Origin of the sequence: Lysobacter sp. Root983, assembly GCF_001429345.1 — a bacterium.
In the GTDB taxonomy this organism is placed as follows: Bacteria; Pseudomonadota; Gammaproteobacteria; order Xanthomonadales; family Xanthomonadaceae; genus Lysobacter.
Map to the genome: position 1 here is coordinate 227,087 of NZ_LMJO01000012.1, position 16,499 is coordinate 243,585.

Genomic DNA, 16,499 nt, shown 5'->3' on the forward strand with positions numbered 1-16,499 from the left:
CGGCGCCAGCGCCACGGCGACCACCTGTACCTACACCAATACGCCGAACAACTTCGGCGTGACGCTGTCCAAGACCTGGACCAACGCGCTCGCCGGCAATGCGGTCAGCCTGACCGTCAGCGGCGCCAGCGTGACCGGCGCCACTGGTGGNCTTCGGCGTGACGCTGTCCAAGACCTGGACCAACGCGCTCGCCGGCAATGCGGTCAGCCTGACCGTCAGCGGCGCCAGCGTGACCGGCGCCACTGGTGGCACGTCGACCGCGCCGTCGACCACCACCAATGCGACCGCGCAGGCGACCACCGGCTCCACGGTAACCCTGGCCGAAGCCTTCACCACGGGCGCCGCCACCAACTACACCACCACCCTGGTGTGTACGGACGCCAGCAGCAACCCGGTGACAGTGACCGGGACCGGCCTGAGCCGCACCATCACCATGCCGGGCAGTGCGGTCACCTGTACCTACACCAATGCGCGCATCGCCCAGCAGCTGAACCTGGCCAAGAGCTGGGCGGCGGGCAGCGTGAGCGGCCACACCGCCTCGGCCACCACCACCGGCGGCACCGCCAACCCGACCTTCAGCGCGACCGCGCCGACCAACACCACCGGCACGGCTGTGACCGTGTTCGCGGGCGACGTCGCCACCCTGCCGGCCGAAACCTTCGGCGGCGGTGCCACCGCGGCCGGATACACCACTACCGTGGCTTGCGCCGGCGGCAGCACCCTGGCCAGCGGCGCCACCGGTCGTAGCCTCACGATCGGCGCCAGCGCCACTGCGACCACGTGTACGTATTCCAACACGCCGGTTCCCGCGACGCTGACCCTGCAGAAGACCGTGGTGAACACCGGTGGCGGCACCGCCATCGACACCAACTGGACACTGACGGCAACCGGTCCGACCACGATCACCGGCACCGAAGGCGCGGCGACCGTCACCAATGCCCAGGTCAATCCGGGCAACTACCTCCTGACGGAAGCCGGTGGCCCCGCGGGTTACACCGCTTCGAGCTGGGTGTGCACGGGCGCCACCGTCACCGGTGGCAACCAGATCACCTTGGCGCTGGGCGATGCCGCCACTTGTACGATCACCAATACCTTCGCGCCTGCGCCTTCGCTGACGATCGATAAGGTCGCCGGTGCGCCTACGGGTGCGACGGCGGGCAGCACGATCCCGTACACGTTCACGGTGACGAACACGGGCAACGTGACGCTGACGAATGTGTCGTATCTGCACGAACGCGAGCGCGGCGACGGCACCGTGATCCCGGATCCGAGGCTGACGATCGATAAGGTCGCCGGTGCGCCTACGGGTGCGACGGCGGGCAGCACGATCCCGTACACGTTCACGGTGACGAACACGGGCAACGTGACGCTGACGAATGTGTCGGTGACCGACGCGCAGCTGGACGCTCCTGCGACCTGCGACGTGACGACGCTGGCGCCGACCGAGGTGGCGACGTGCACGGGCACGCACACGATCACGCAGGCCGAAGTGAACGCGGGTACGTCGAACAACAGCGCGACGGCGACCGGCACCCCGCCGGGCGGCCAGCCGCCTGTGACGAGTCCGCCGGACACGACGACGACGCCGCTGGCGCCGGATCCGAGGCTGACGATCGATAAGGGGCCCCAGTCGCGGCAGGTGACCAGGTTGCCCTGAACGCGGGTACGTCGAACAACAGCGCGACGGCGACCGGCACCCCGCCGGGCGGCCAGCCGCCTGTGACGAGTCCGCCGGACACGACGACGACGCCGCTGGCGCCGGATCCGAGGCTGACGATCGATAAGACCACTACAACGGCGAACTACGCCGCCGTGGGCGACACGATCAGCTACAGCTACCTGGTGACCAACAGCGGCAACGTGTCGCTGACGGGCCCGGTGACGGTGGCGGACGACAAGACGACGGTGAGCTGCCCGGCGGTGACGACGGTCGGCAACCTGGACGGCGAACTGGATCCGAGTGAGTCGGTGACCTGTACGGCGACGTACACGGTGACCCTGGCCGATCTGAACAGCGGCAGCGTGACCAACATCGCCAGCGCGACGGCGGACGGCACGACGTCGCCGACCGATCAGGTGACGGTGAACGCGACGCAGACGCCTGCGCTGACCTCGGTCAAGGCCATGACGGCCAACGCCGACGAAGACGGCAGCGGCACGGTGACGGTGGGCGACACGCTGACCTATGCCGTGACGATGACCAACACGGGCAATGTGAGCTTGGCCGATGTGGTGGTGACCGATAACAAGATCACCCCGAACACCATCACCTGCGCCAGCGTGGCGCCGGCCGGCACCTGTGTGCTGACCGGTACCTATCGCGTGACCCAGACCGATGCCGATGCTGGCAACGTGGTCAATGCGGCCGTGATCACCACGACCACGCCGGGCGCCTGCCCGGTGGGCTCGACCGCGCCGGAGTGCAACCCGACCGTGACGGTGGTTGTGACCCAGACGCCTGCGCTGACCTCGGTCAAGGCCATGACGGCCAATGCCGACGAAGACGGCATACGCGTGACCCAGACCGATGCCGATGCCGGCAACGTGGTCAATGCGGCCGTGATCACCACGACCACCCCGGGTGTGTGCCCGGTCGGCTCGACCGCGGCGGAGTGCAACCCGACCGTGACGGTGGTTGTGACCCAGACGCCTGCGCTGACCTCGGTCAAGGCCATGACGGCCAATGCCGACGAAGACGGCAGCGGCACGGTGACGGTGGGCGACACGCTGACCTACAGCGTGACGACGACCAACACGGGCAACGTGACCCTGGCCGATGTGGTGGTGACGGATAGCAAGATCACGCCGAACACCATCACCTGCGCCAGCGTGGCGCCGGCCGGCACCTGCGTGCTGACCGGTACCTATCGCGTGACCCAGACCGATGCCGATGCCGGCAACGTGGTCAATGCGGCCGTGATCACCACGACCACCCCGGGTGTGTGCCCGGTCGGCTCGACCGCGGCGGAGTGCAACCCGACCGTGACACGGCGCAGCTGACCTCGACCAAGGCCATGACGACCAACGCCGACGAAGACGGCAGCGGCACGGTGACGGTGGGCGACACGCTGACCTACAGCGTGACGATGACCAACACGGGCAACGTGAGCCTGGCCGATGTGGTGGTGACCGATAACAAGATCACCCCGGCTTCGATCACCTGCGCCAGCGTCGTGCCGGGTAACACCTGCGTGCTGACCGGCACGTACCGGGTCACCTTGGCCGACGCGAATGCCGGCAACGTGGTCAACGCCGCCGTGGTCACCACCAGCACGCCGGGCACCTGCCCGCCGGGCTCGACCGCGCCGGAGTGCAACCCGACCGTGACCGTGCCGGTGATCCAGACGCCTGCGCTGAACTCGGTCAAGGCCATGACCGGCAACGCCGACGAGGACCGCAACGGTGCGGTGAGCGCGGGCGACACCCTGACCTACACCGTGACGACGACCAATACGGGCAACGTGACCCTGACCGATGTGGTGGTGACGGACAGCAAGATCGTGCCGAACACCGTCACATGCGCCAGCGTGGCGCCGGCCGGCACCTGCGTGCTGACCGGTACCTACCGCGTGACCCAGGCCGACGTCGACGCGGGTAGCGTGTTCAACGCCGCCGTGGTCACCACCAGCACGCCGGGCGCCTGCCCGGTGGGTTCGACCGCGCCGGAGTGCAACCCGACGTTCACGGTCGTGATCCAGGGCCGTCCGGCCATCGCCGCGACCAAGACCGCGACGCTGACCACCGACCTGGGTACGGTCGGGACGGGCAATGCCGGCGACGTGATCACCTACGCGGTGACGGTCACCAATACCGGCAATGTCACCCTGACCAACCTGACCGCGCTGGACACCTACGAGAACGGCACGCCGACCACGCTGACGTGTGCGCCGACCACGCTGACGCCGGGGGCCATGGCCACCTGCAACAGCTACACGCACACCATCACCGAGGCCGAAGCCAACGCGGGCGGCACCCTGGACAACGTCGTGGTCGCCACCGGCACCCACGCCTCGACCAGCCAGACTGCCACGGTTACCGCCACCAGCACCGCGGTCGTGACCGTGGAGCCGCTGGCGACCACCCTGCGCGTGAGCAAGCAGGCCAATCCGCGCGACGTGAAGATCGGCGACCTGGTCCGCTACACGGTGACGATCGAGAACACAGGTCGGGTCGACGCGACCGATGTCACGGTGATCGATACGCCGCCGGCCGGCTTCAGCTACGTCGCCAACAGCCTGCAGGTCGCCGACACCGACGGTGCCGGTCGCCTGGTGGGTACCTTCCCGGTGCGGGTCGATCAGGTCGACATCGTCGCGGGCGGGCGCGCCACCCTGGTGTACCTGCTGAAGGTCGGCGCCGGCGTGCGGCCGGGCGTGCACGTCAACAGCGTGTTCGCCGAGGACAACGGCGTGCGCTCGAACGTGGCCACCGCGCAGGTGCAACTGGTCGCCGATCCGCTGCTGGATGAGTCTCTGATCATCGGCACCGTGTTCGACGACCGCGACCAGGACGGCTGGCAGGATCCGGCCGGGCTCAGCGGCATCCGCATCCAGGGCGGTTTCGCCCCGGGCGCCTACGTCGCCAACTCGACCACGGTCGATCGCGGTACCGGCCCTGCGCCGGAAGCCGACGCGAGCTCGCCGCTGCTGCATGGCATCGAGCTGGGCACGATCTCCGCCCGTCAGTCCGACGCCGATCCGATCGCCGCGCACCGCGTGGTGATCAGCCAGACGCTCAACGCGCTGGACTTCGACGACGGCTTCGCGCTGACCACCGCCGAGGGCTTGACGGTGCGCATGGACAAGGCAGGCAACAGCCGCGTCGAGCGCAGCGGCGACGCCGCCAAGGGTCTGACCGGTGCCGATCCCAAGGTCGAGCGCCGCGTGGCCCAGGTCGAGGGCGGCTATCGGGTCGACTACATCGTCAGCAATGCCGGTGTCGACGAACGTGGCATCCCGGGCGTGCGAGTCGCGTCAGTGGAAGGCCTGCTGATCGAAACCGATCAGTTCGGTCGCTACCACCTCGAGGGCGTGGCCGGCGGGCCGTGGGAGCGCGGGCGCAACTTCATCCTCAAGGTCGATCCGGCCACCCTGCCTCCGGGCAGCGTGTTCACCACCGACAACCCGGTGGTGCGCCGTGTGACTCCGGGCCTGCCGGTGCGCTTCGACTTCGGCGTGCGCCTGCCCCCGGGCGAGATCCCGGGCGCCAAGGAGCAGGTCGAGATGCGGATAGGGGAGGTCTTCTTCGCCCCGGGCAGTGCGGCGGTCACGCCGCAGTACCTGCCCGCGGTGGAGAAGATGGCCGAGAAGGTGCGCGAGTACGGCAGCGGCGAAGTCGTGATCGTCGCCCAGGGCGAGTACGAGACCCTGGCGATGGATCGTGCGCTGGCGGTGCGCAAGGCGCTGGAAGACATGTTGACGCCCGAGCAGTTCAAGGCGCTGACGGTCAGCGTGCGCACCGAGGCCGAGCGGCCGGAGTCGATCGTGGTCGGCTTCGCCGAGTGGCCGCTGTTGGGCGAGGTCCTGTTCGACACCGACCGCAGCACGATCAAGCCGCAGTACCTGCCGCTGATCGACAAGATGGCTGTCGCGATCGAGCAGATGCGCTCGACCCGGATCGTCATCACCGGTCACACCGACAAGCGCGCTTCGGACGACTACAACGTCGCCCTCGGCATGCGCCGCGCCAAGGCGGTCTACGACGCTATCGCAGCCAAGATCAGTCCGGAGCTGCGGCGCACGTTCCGCGTCGATCTCAGCAACGATCCGGCCGCCCCTGCCGGCGATACCGAGAAGTGAAGGGGGATGCCATGAAGATGAAACTGCTCGATTACACCCTCATCGGCATCCTCGCCGGCCTGGCGTCGGTCGCTTCCGCACAGGAAGCGAAGGCGCCGGAACCGGCGAAGGCGGCCAGTCTGGATTGCGGCGACCAAGGTTGCCGCAGCGAAGACGGCATGCTGTTCGAGCTGCGCACGCGCGGCGAGCGGCAGCCGGTCACCCAGGGCACCACCGACGGTTCCAGCTCGCAGACCCTGCAGCCGGACCGTCGCGTGTCGGTGGAGGTGGAGGACTCGCGCTCGACCTGGAAGGACGCCTTGGCGCCCGGCCAGGCGGTCGCGATCGGCAAGTGGTCCCTGCAGCTGCCCGGCGGCGGCGTGGTCTGGGCGACCGAGGATCCCAATCTCGGCCAGCCGCAGTTCAACGTCTCCGCGCCCTCGCTGCTGGCCTACGACGGCACCCGCGTGGTCAAGCCGGTGCGCTTCTACGCCTACAGCAATTACGCGGCCTTCATCCAGCGCGCGCAGGTGCTGATCTACCGCGCCAGCGACAGCGACCTGGTGACGCCGCTGGCCACCGTCGAACTGCCGACCGCTTCGGTCAGTGAGGCGACCTGGGACGGCGCCTTGCCGTCCGGGCTGGAACTGCGCACCGGCGACGAACTGATCTACATCGTGCGCGCGCATGGCGCCGATGGCAGCTACGACGAGACCTATCCGCGCCGCTTCCAGCTGGTGCGCCCGGAAGAAGCCGAGCGCGGCCTGCAACTGTTGCGCGATTCGGTCGAGAAGAAACTGGGCAGCAGCTTCGATGCCGAGGAAGCCGAACAGCGCAGTCTGCTGGACGGCGTGTTCGGCGAGAACAGCCTGCGCCAGCAGAACATCGCGGTGTACGGCTCGCGCATCCGCATCCAGGGCCGCAACATCCCCACCGGCTACACGCTCAAGATCAACGGCCAGAGCCATCCGATCGATCTCGAGCGCAAGATGGTGGCCGAGTACCTGGTGCCGGTCGGCAAGCATCGCTTCGACGTCGAAGTCGGCGGCGGTGCGGGCAAGGCCTCGCACCAGGAACTGGATATCGACGTCACCGGCCGCTACATGTTCGCGGTCGCGCTGGCGGACCTGACCGCGTCCAAGACCAGCGTGTCCGGCTCGATCGAGCCGCTGGCCGCCGACGATCGCTTCGACGACGGCTTCCTGCTCGAGGGCCGCCTCGCGTTCTATCTGAAGGGCAAGATCAAGGGCAAGTATCTGGTGACCGCGCAGGCGGACACCCAGGAACGCGAAGTCAGCGAGCTGTTCAACGGCTTCTGGGACGCCGATCCGCAGGACGTGTTCCGCCGCCTGGATCCGGACCAGTACTACCCGGTCTACGGCGACGATTCGACCACCTATCGCGACGTCGACACGCAGGGCCGGCTCTATCTGCGCGTGGACTGGGACAAGAACCAGGCGCTGTGGGGTAACTTCAACACCGGCATCACCGGCACCGAGTACGGCCAGTACAGCCGTTCGCTGTACGGCGGTGCCGTGTCCTGGCGCAGCCGCCGCACCACCGAGGTCGGCGAACCCGGCACCGAGTTGCGTGCGTTCGGCTCGCAGGCGCAGTCCGCGCCCGGGCACAGCGAGTTCGTCGGCACCGGCGGCAGCCTGTATTACCTCAAGCACACCGACGTGCTGCCGGGCTCGGACAAGGTCGTGCTGGAAATTCGCGACCTCACCACCGGCCGGGTCGAGAACCGGGTCGAGCTGGTGCGCGGCGCCGATTACGAGATCGACGAGCTGCAGGGCCGACTGCTGCTCTCGCGTCCGCTGGCCCAGGTCACGCGCGAGAACGTGCGCACCCTGACCCGCGACACGCCGCTGGACAGCTATGCGCAGATGCTGCTGGTCGACTACGAATTCGTGCCCAGCGGTTTCGATGCCGACGAGCTCACCCTCGGCTTCCGCGGCAAGCACTGGTTCGGCGAGCACGTCGCCGTCGGCGCGACCTATGTCGACGAGAACCGCGCCGGCGAAGATTATTCGCTGCGCGGCGCCGATCTGACCCTGCAAGCCGGTCGCGGCACCTACCTCAAGCTCGAGCAGAGCCGCACCGAAGCCAACAGCGCACCGATCTTCCGTTCCGACAACGGCGGCCTGAGCTTCACCGAGATCACCTCCGGCCTGGGCGCGCATTCGGGCGAGGCCAAGTCGGTCGAGGCGCGGGTCAACTTCAAGGAACTGGGCTGGAGCCAGGACGACTGGACGGTCGGCGCCTGGTGGCGTCGGGTCAGCGACGGCTATTCGATCTCGCGCCTGAGCACGGGCGAGGACATCGAGGAACGCGGCGCCGAGTTCCAGGGCCAGCTCGGTCCGGCGGTGCGTCTGTTCGGCCGCTACTCGATCGCCGAGCGCGGGCCGGAGTCGCTGACCCAGGCCCAGCTCACCGGCGAGTGGCGGCTCAACGACGATGCCACCCTCAGCGCCGAACTGCGTCGCGTCGACGAGCAGCGCCTGAGCGGCGACGCCGTGGGCACGCTCGCCGCGCTGCAGTACAAGCAGCGCATCGGCACCCAGCTGGAGCTGTTCGGCACCGCCCAGCTCACCCTGGACGACGACGGCGGCAAGTACGCCGACAACAACGCCTACTCGCTGGGCGCGAAGTACCTGTTCGGCGACCTGTCCAGCATCGGCGCGGAGCTGACCACCGGCGACCGCGGCGACGCGGCCAAGATCGACGCCGAGTACCGCATCAATCCGGAGCACACGGTCTACGGCAGCTACACCTATTCGACCGACCGCAGCGACTACGACCCCTTGTTCGGCGACCGCGTCAACGGCGGCTGGACCCTGGGCCAGCGCTGGCGCCTGTCGAACCAGGTCAACATGTTCAACGAAAGCCAGTTCCTGAAGCAGCCCGACGAGTCCGGCCTGGCCCACACCTTCGGCATGGATTTCTATCCCGGCGAGGGCTGGAACCTGGGCTTCACCCTGCAGAACGCGACCCTGGACCGCGAGCTCAACCTGGGCCAGGTCGACCGCCGCGCGATCAGCCTGAACGGCGGGCGCAGCTCGGTCGACACCCAGTGGCAGAGCAAGCTGGAATGGCGCCGCGATACCGGGGCCGAGCGCCGCGAGCAGTGGGTGACCACCAACCGCTACCTGCACAAGTTCAACGAGAGCTTCCGCGTCGCCGGCCGTTTCAATTATTCGGAGACCAAGGATCAGCTGAACGCCGAGGCCGGGGCCAAGTTCGTCGAGGGCAATGCCGGCTTCGCCTGGCGCCCCTACGACAGCACGCGCTGGGCGCTACTGGGCAAGTACACCTACCTCTACGACGTGTCCTCGCTGCCGCAGGTGGGCCCCAATGTGGCCAGCTACGACCAGCGCAGCCAGGTGCTGGCGCTGGAAGGCGTCTACAACCCGGACCATCACTGGGAGTTCGCCGGCAAGCTGGCGCGCCGTGAGGGCAGCGTGCGTTACGGACGTCTGCAAGGCGAGTGGGCCGATTCCTCGGCGACCTTCGGTGCCGTTCAGGTTCGTTACGAACTCGATGAGGTCTGGCACGGCCTGGCCGAGTACCGCTGGTTGGGCGTGAAGGACGGCGGCGACCGCCAGGGCGTCCTGCTGGGCGTGGACCGCGACGTGGGCCGGAACTTCCGCGTCGGCGTCGGCTACAACTTCACCGAGTTCAGCGACGACCTGACCGACTTCGATTACGACCACAAAGGCTGGTTTCTTAACCTAGTGGGGAGTTATTGACGATATTGCGTTGTATTCGGCGCTAGCTCACCGAATGCGAATGCAGCGATACCGCGACCCGACCGCCCCCTAGCGGCCGGGTTTTCGGAAGGGCAACACGGCCAGGACCGGCCGTGGCGCCCGGTGGATGCGGCCGGTACGGCGCGAACCATGGGATGGCTACACAGCGGCTACAAGCAACACCGACAGGAACGTCAAACAACAACAAGGATCGCTGCAAGTGATTCGACGCGCGACAACTACAAAGCGAAAGCGCGTCGTTTGCTCCATTCGTAATCAACTTTCCATTCGAGGTGCGATATGAAGGAAACCAGACGTAGGATGACGCTGAATCTCGCCGGGACCGAGATGCAGTTCCTGGAGGATCTGTGCGTGCGCAAGGGCGTCAGCAAGACGGCCGCGATCCGCCAGGCCTTGCGCCTGTACCAAGTAGTCGAAGACCGAGTCGATTCGGGCAAGAAGCTCTATTTCGTCGACGGCGCCACCAAGGAGCGATCCGAGCTGATGCTGCTCTAGTGTGCTTATGAGCGCGCTTCGCGAGGCGTGCGACAGGGATACTCGTCGGTTCCCGTCGCACGTCGATCCACGGCCGCGGAGCCAGCCCATCGATCGACGAGCGCGTACCGATAGGGATACGCGGCGGCGGACGTCGCTCACGGCGGCCGCTCGCGGAGCAAGCAGACCAGGCCCGATCGCGGGCCCGGTCGCGGAAGCGTTGGACCGGCCGCTACGGCCGGGTTTTACAGCCGGCCGGCGACGGCGTCGGGCTGGCGGACGCAGCGGGTTCTACGACAACCCCCTGTGCCGCAACCGCTGCGTGCGCGTCGTCGGGGCCGCCGCGGGCCACGGTGCCGTATCCTGCGCATCCCGCTAGCGCGCATCCGGCCGTGATCGCCGCCTCGCCGTGATCCAAGTCCCGCTGTGATCCAAATCCTGGTCTACCTGCGCTATCTGGCCGTGGCCGGTCAGTGTCTGGCGATCGCGTTCGTGGTTCAACGCCTGGGCCTGGCCCTGCCGGTGGCGCCGCTGCTGGGCATATCGCTGGGCTTGCTGGCGTTCAATCTGGCCAGCCATCTTTGGCTGAGGCGGCATGGCGAAGGCGGCGCGCGTGCGCTCGCGCTGCAACTGCTGATCGATACCCTGGCGCTGACCGCCTTGCTGTACTGGTCCGGCGGCCCGGCCAACCCTTTCGTGTCGCTGTACCTGGTGCCGGTGGCGTTGGCCGCGATCGCGCTGGAGATCGGGCCGATGATCGGCCTGACCGTGCTGACCGCCGCGCTTTACACCTGGCTGCTCGGCCACCATCAGCCGCTGCCGCACGCGCATGGCGAGGACGGGTTCGGCCTGCACGTGACCGGCATGTGGGTGAACTTCCTGCTCAGCGCCGCGATCATGGCGGTGGTGCTGGGACGCTTCATGGCGATCGTGCGCGATCAGCGTCGGCGCCTGGCGGCCGCGCGCGAACGCGCGATGCGAGACGAATCGCTACTGGCCTTGGGCTCGCTGGCCGCGGGCACCGCGCACGAACTCAATACCCCGCTGACCACGATGGGCCTGCTGTTGGACGACTGGTCGCGGCATCCGCAGGCGCCCAGCACCGAGGACCTGGCCAGCATGCGCGACCAGCTCACTCACTGTCGCGAGCACGTGCGCGCCTTGGCCGCGCTGGCGCGACGCGGCGCCCTGGGCGAGGCCACCATCGAGGACGCCGACGCGTTCGTGCGCGACGGCCTGGAGCGCTGGCTGCTGCTGCGCCCCGGCGTCGAGGTGACGACGGCGCTGGATGCGGGCGGGCGGCGCCTGCGCGTGGATCCGGGCCTGCCGCAGGCCTTGCTCAATCTGCTCAACAACGCCGCCGACGCCAACGAGGCCGCGGGCGCGCCGGCGCGCATCGAAGTGAGCACGCAATGCGACGGCGACTGGCTGCGCATCGCCATCGCCGATCGCGGCCACGGTCCCGAGCGCGCCACCGACGCGGTTTCGATCGACCGCCATGGACCGGGCTTGGGGCTGGGTCTGCTGATTTCCAACGCCAGCATCGAGCGCAGTCGCGGCCGGGTGCGCCGGATCGCGCGCGTGGGCGGCGGTTGCATCACCGAGATCGAGCTGCCGCTGCTGGATCCGGCGGAGGAATGCGCTTGAGTCTGCCCGCGCGCTTGCTGGTCATCGACGACGATGCGGCGTTCTGCCGCATCCTGGTGCGGCATCTGCAGCGCTGCGAGGTCGATACCTGCCTCGCCCACGACGCGGGCACGGCGTTGCGAGCGGCCGAGGCCTTCAGGCCCGACGGCGTGCTGCTGGATCTGAAGCTGGGCGCCGACAACGGCCTGCTGCTGATCCAGGCCCTGCGCGAATGCTGTCCACACGCGCGCATCGTGCTCGCCACCGGCTACGCCAGCATCGCCACCGCGGTCGATGCGATGCGACGCGGCGCCTGGAACTATCTGCCCAAGCCCTTCGACATCGACGCGTTGGCGCGCGCGTTCGAGCACGCGCCCGAGCAGGCGCCGCCGCCCGCCGAGGCGCCATCGCTGCGGCGTCAGGGCTGGGAGCATGTGCAGCGGGTGTTGGCCGAATGCGGCGGCAACGTGTCCGCGGCGGCGCGGGTGCTGGGGGTGGACCGGCGCACCTTGCAACGGCGGCTGGCGAAGCGGCCGGTGCGTGAGCGGCTTTGAGGGTGGGGCTTGGATGGGTGCGGTAACAGCAAATCCCCCCTAGCCCCCCTTTTTCAAAGGGGGGGATTAGAGCGGTCGCTTTTGGGGTATTCGAGGGCGCGCGGCTATCGCCTTAGGTTCGTTCCAACGGCGGCGAACAGCGCATCGACGTAAGACGATCAGGCCCCGATTCGAAAGCCCCGCCACGCTGCCCCACGAAACAACGCAGCGATTCCCCCCTTTGAAAAAGGGGGGCTAGGGGGGATTTGCTTTGGCTGTGCCCTTCCGCCCTGCCAGCGAAAACCCTTCTGCGCTCGTCGTGCCAACTGCGACGAACAGAGCAGCAACGTAGGACGACCAGGACCCGACTCTAAGGCCCCGCCAGGCGGCCCCACGAAACAACGCAAACGATTCCCCCCTTTGAAAAAGGGGGGCTAGGGGGGATTTGCTTTGGCTGTGCCCTTCCGCCCCACCAGCTAAAACCCTTCTGCGCTCGTCGTGCCAACTGCGACGAACAGAGCAGCAACGTAGGACGACCAGGCCCGACTCTAAGGCCCCGCCACGCGGCCCCACGAAACAACGCAAGCGATTCCCCCCTTTGAAAAGGGGGGCTAGGGGGGATTTGCTTTGGTTGTGTCCTCCCACCCTACCAGCGAAAAAATCTTCAAGGACCGTCGTGCGTCTTAGCCCCCAGCGCGCGCACCTGGAAACGCACCGTCGCGCTGCCCGCATGTTCGAAGCGCAGTCGCGCGCTCACCGTGTCGCCTTGCTTGAACGGACGTTTCGGGGCGATGAACATCAGGTGGTAGCCGCCCGGCTGCAGCCGCACCGTCGCGCCCGCCGGCAGCGGCAGGCCGTCGCGTAGCTGGCGCATGCGCATCACGCCGCCATCGTGGCTGACTTCGTGGATCTCAACGCGCTCGGCCGCGTCGCTGCTCACCTCGAGCAGGCGGTCGTCGCGTTTGCCCGCATTGATCACGCGCATGAAACCGACCGCGACACCGGCGCCGGGCGGCGTCGCGCGCGACCAGGCGTCGGCGACGCGCAGCGCGCCCACGGGCTGGCCTTCGCCGACCCAGCCGATGAGCAAGCCGGCGGCGAGCAGCGCCGCCAGCGCCAGACCCCAGCGCCTCACAACGCCACCTCGATCCGGTCCAGCAGGGTCAGCGTGCGCGCGGCGCCGACGCGGCCGCGTGCGATCAACAGCGCCAGCAAGGCGCCCCATAGGATCAGCCAGGCGCCGACGAAGGCGAGCAATGCGTGCATGCGATTCTCCCGAGGTAGCTGAGTGGCCCGTCATTGCGGGCGCCATTCCAGGCCGACGTAGAACGAGCGGCCGTCGCCCGGCAGGAAGTTGCGTCCGTCCTGGCCGCGCGCGTCGGCGATCACGTTGGTGCTGGCGATCCAGCGCCGGTCCTGCAGATTGCGGGCGTCGAGGAACCAACGCCAGGCGCCGTCGATCTGGCCGCCGACGCGCAGGCCGAGCAGGGTGTAACCGGGCGCGCGATAGCTGTTGGCGTGATCGACGTAAGCGCCTTGCGGAACCCATTCCAGGTTGGGCTCGAGATAGAGGCGCTCATGGGCGGACCAGCGCAATTGCGTGCGCAGCTGTTGGCGCGGAATGCCGGCCAGGCGGCGGTTGCCGTAAACCGGATCGGCGTCGAAACGGAAGTCGTTATAGAGGTAGTGGGTCGACAGCAGCCAGGTCGGATGCGGGCGCCAGCTCAGGCCCAGTTCCAGGCCCTGATGCAGGGTGCGGTCGGCGTTGATCGTGCCCAGCGGATTGCCGGCCTCGTCGTTCAAGGACAGCAATTCGCCGTCGACGCGGGCGCGGTACAACGCCGCGTCCAGCGACAGCGCCTCGCGCTGCAGACGCAGGCCGAGTTCGGCCGAGCTTGCGCGTTGACGATCGACCTGACTCACGCCCGGGCCGCCGGTGAGCTCGCCGAAGCTGGGCGGCTCCAGGCTGCGGCTGAGGTTGGCGTAGACCTGCGCGCGCTCGTCGATCAGATAGCGCAGGCCGAGCTTGGGGCTGAGGCCGTCGTAGTCGACATCGAAACTCTCGTCGCGGCCGCCGCTGATGTAGCGATCGCGCGAACGCCGCTGCGCGTCCATGGCCTGCACGCCCAGCGCCAGCACCCAGCGCGGATCCAGCCAGGTCTGGTTTTCGATGTACAGGCGGCGATTGCGGGCGCGCTGGTCGAAGCGGTTGCTGCGCGCACCCGCTCGTCCACTCAGATTGAAGTAGCGATCGTCGTCGGTATCGCCCTGCGCCCAGCCCAAGCCGGCCACGAACAGGTTGCGGCGGCCCGCGAGCTCGCCTTCGGCGCGCCAGCGCAGGTCCAGGCCGTAATCCTGCGAGCGCTGCCGCAGTACCTGGAAGATCGGATGGTCCAGCGCCTTGTCGGCGTAGTAGACCGACACGCTGAGGCTGCGGCCTTGCGACGGTGTCCAGGCCAGGCGTGCGCCGAGCCGGTCCAGGCGATAGTCGCGACGCTGGTCCAGGGCGAGGTTGGCGGGCGCGGCCAGTCGCGGATCGCGCCGCGCTTCGGCCAGGGTCAGGTTGCCGGGCAGTTGCGAGCGCGTATCGACATGGGTGAGGTAGACGCGTGCATCCAGCTCGTCGTTGATGCGCCAGCCGGCGTTGCCGAACAGCCGGTAGTTCTCCTGCCGGGCGTGGTCGCGATAACCGTCCTGATGCACGCCGCTGAGGCTGAGGTAGCCGTCGGCGCGCCCGGATACGCCGGCCACCGCGACCTGGCCGCGGCGATAGCCGTCGCTGCCGGTCTCGGCGCGCAGCACGATCGGTGGCGCGTCATAGCCTGTGGGCGAGACGAAGTTGATCGCGCCGCCCAACGTCGCCGCGCCGTACTCGAGCGCGTTGGCGCCGCGATGGATCTCGATGTAGCGCGCCGACAGCGGCTCCACCGCCTGGAAGTCGTAGCCGCCATCGGCGAGGTTGAGCGGGCTGCCGTCCTGCAGCAGTTCCAGGCCGCGGCCGTGGAAGCTGCGCTGCAGGCCGGAACCGCGAATCGACAGCCGCGCTTCGTCGGCGCCGAAGCGCGGTTGCACGAACACGCCGGGCGCGTAGGACAGCGCATCGCTGAGGGTGCCGACGCGGCCTTCGCGATAGCGCTCGGCATCGACCAGCGCGGTCGCGCCGGGGCGCTCGTCCAGCCGGCGTCGGGCGCGTTCGATGTCGTCCACCGTGTCCGGCCGCGCGGCCACGCCATGCACTTCGACCCGGGGCAGGGTCGGCGCATCGCCGTCCTCGGCATGCGCGGGCAGGGCGAGGCCGATCGCGAGGGCGAGCAGGGCTGGGTGGGCGACGCGAGGCATGCGGTGGCGTTCCTGAAGCGCGGAAGCCGACCATGCTAGGCAGCGCGCCTCGCGCTGCCGATGCGGCAAAACGCCGCACCCGCCGCGCTCAGCGGAAGTGGGCGCGCAGCACCGCGTCGGCTTCGAGCAGGGCGGCCGGCGCGCCGCGCGGCGGCGCCAGCAGGCGGAACGCGACCGGCGGCAGGGCCGGTAAGCGCAGCGCGCGTGGCGCCGGCACCAGGCCGTCGACGATGGCCGAGGCGTTGAGGCAGCCCACGCCCAGCCCGGCCGCGATCGCCGACTGCAGACCGGCCACGCCGCTGCAGGTGTGCGCGACGGTGTGGGCGATGCCGCGCTGTTCGAGTGCGCGCACCGCGCTGCGATGCACGGCGCAGCTGTCCGGCAACAGCACCAGCGCCAGCGGTTCGCCCGGGCGCGGACGGAAATGCGGCGCCGCCAGCCAGGACAGCGCTTCGCGGCGCAGCGCGCGACCGCCGGCGCGGCCGGGTTTGATCTCCATCACCAGGGCCAGATCGTAGTCGCGCCGGGCATGGCCTTCGACCAGGGCCGCGCTCTGGCCCACCGTCACCTGCAGGCGCAACTGCGGGCAGGCGCGCGCGACATGGCGCAGCAGCGCGGCGACCTCGGACGGGCGGAAGTAGTCGCTGATCGCCAGGCGCACTTCGGTGGCGGGCGCGTGGTCCTGCACGTCGCGCAGGGCCAGTTCGCCTATCGCCAGCAGTTGGCGCGCATGCGCGAGCAGGCGTTCGCCGGCCGGGGTCGGGCGCACGCCGGCGCGCGAGCGCAGCAGCAGGGGCGCGCCGGCCACGGCTTCGAGTTTCTGCAGTTGCTCGCTGATCGCCGATTGCGAGCGGAACACCACCGCGGCGCCGCCGGAAATGCTGCGCGCGTCGACCACGGCGACGAAGGAGCGGAGCTGTTCCAGGTCCAGGCTGCGCAATGCGGCGGCTCCCAACGAGGCACCATCCATCGGAATATC

Annotated in this window: 10 protein-coding genes; 6 read left to right on the forward strand and 4 right to left on the reverse strand. The window is 68.7% G+C overall.

The window, feature by feature from the left end; genetic code table 11:
* The first annotated feature begins 1,720 nt into the window (after window positions 1-1,720).
* The 6 genes from ASE43_RS08415 (at window position 1,721) to ASE43_RS08440 (ending at window position 12,202) form a co-directional block, all read left to right on the forward strand.
* Entirely contained in the window at window positions 1,721-3,001 is a 1,281-nt protein-coding gene (locus ASE43_RS08415) for a hypothetical protein (protein WP_157499778.1), read from the forward strand.
* Entirely contained in the window at window positions 2,971-5,799 is a 2,829-nt protein-coding gene (locus ASE43_RS08420; RefSeq protein WP_157499780.1) for an OmpA family protein, read from the forward strand. Before ASE43_RS08415 ends, ASE43_RS08420 begins: the two co-directional genes overlap by 31 nt.
* Window positions 5,800-5,810: 11 nt before the next feature.
* The gene (locus ASE43_RS08425; RefSeq protein WP_057160147.1) at window positions 5,811-9,527 is read left to right on the forward strand and encodes a hypothetical protein; all 3,717 of its coding nucleotides are present in this window, start codon (window positions 5,811-5,813) and stop codon (window positions 9,525-9,527) included.
* A gap of 321 nt (window positions 9,528-9,848) precedes the next feature.
* Window positions 9,849-10,043 (forward strand): hypothetical protein, encoded by a 195-nt coding sequence (locus ASE43_RS08430; protein WP_200943987.1) that lies wholly within the window; start codon window positions 9,849-9,851, stop codon window positions 10,041-10,043.
* 405 nt (window positions 10,044-10,448) lie between these two features.
* Entirely contained in the window at window positions 10,449-11,669 is a 1,221-nt protein-coding gene (locus ASE43_RS08435) for an ATP-binding protein (protein WP_057160148.1), read from the forward strand.
* Window positions 11,666-12,202 carry a response regulator gene (locus ASE43_RS08440; RefSeq protein ID WP_235568676.1) on the forward strand — a complete coding sequence of 179 codons (537 nt, stop codon included), beginning with the start codon at window positions 11,666-11,668 and terminating at the stop codon, window positions 12,200-12,202. The genes ASE43_RS08435 and ASE43_RS08440 overlap by 4 nt, the downstream gene beginning before the upstream one ends.
* Window positions 12,203-12,845: 643 nt before the next feature.
* Here ASE43_RS08440 and ASE43_RS08445 read toward each other — a convergent pair.
* The 4 genes from ASE43_RS08445 to ASE43_RS08455 all read right to left on the reverse strand — a co-directional run bounded on the left by ASE43_RS08445 (window position 12,846) and on the right by ASE43_RS08455 (window position 16,490).
* Window positions 12,846-13,316, reverse strand: a complete 471-nt coding sequence (locus ASE43_RS08445; protein WP_057160150.1) for a copper chaperone PCu(A)C — start codon at window positions 13,314-13,316, stop codon at window positions 12,846-12,848.
* Window positions 13,313-13,447 (reverse strand): hypothetical protein, encoded by a 135-nt coding sequence (locus tag ASE43_RS22815; protein ID WP_255356371.1) that lies wholly within the window; start codon window positions 13,445-13,447, stop codon window positions 13,313-13,315. Before ASE43_RS22815 ends, ASE43_RS08445 begins: the two co-directional genes overlap by 4 nt.
* Window positions 13,448-13,477: 30 nt before the next feature.
* A complete protein-coding gene (locus ASE43_RS08450; RefSeq protein WP_057160151.1) occupies window positions 13,478-15,520 on the reverse strand; it encodes a TonB-dependent receptor in 2,043 nt (680 codons plus the stop codon).
* A gap of 88 nt (window positions 15,521-15,608) precedes the next feature.
* Complete coding sequence (locus ASE43_RS08455) at window positions 15,609-16,490, reverse strand: LysR substrate-binding domain-containing protein (RefSeq protein ID WP_057163478.1); 882 nt, start codon at window positions 16,488-16,490, stop codon at window positions 15,609-15,611.
* Between the last annotated feature and the right edge of the window lie 9 nt (window positions 16,491-16,499).

What these genes read in the sequence shown, in the direction of transcription:
- ASE43_RS08455 (WP_057163478.1), bottom strand. Translation starts at nt 16,490, where the DNA reads ATGGATGGTGCCTCGTTGGGAGCCGCCGCATTGCGCAGCCTGGACCTG.
- ASE43_RS08450 (WP_057160151.1), bottom strand. Translation starts at nt 15,520, where the DNA reads ATGCCTCGCGTCGCCCACCCAGCCCTGCTCGCCCTCGCGATCGGCCTC.
- ASE43_RS08430 (WP_200943987.1), top strand. Translation starts at nt 9,849, where the DNA reads ATGACGCTGAATCTCGCCGGGACCGAGATGCAGTTCCTGGAGGATCTG.
- ASE43_RS22815 (WP_255356371.1), bottom strand. Translation starts at nt 13,447, where the DNA reads ATGCACGCATTGCTCGCCTTCGTCGGCGCCTGGCTGATCCTATGGGGC.
- ASE43_RS08425 (WP_057160147.1), top strand. Translation starts at nt 5,811, where the DNA reads ATGAAGATGAAACTGCTCGATTACACCCTCATCGGCATCCTCGCCGGC.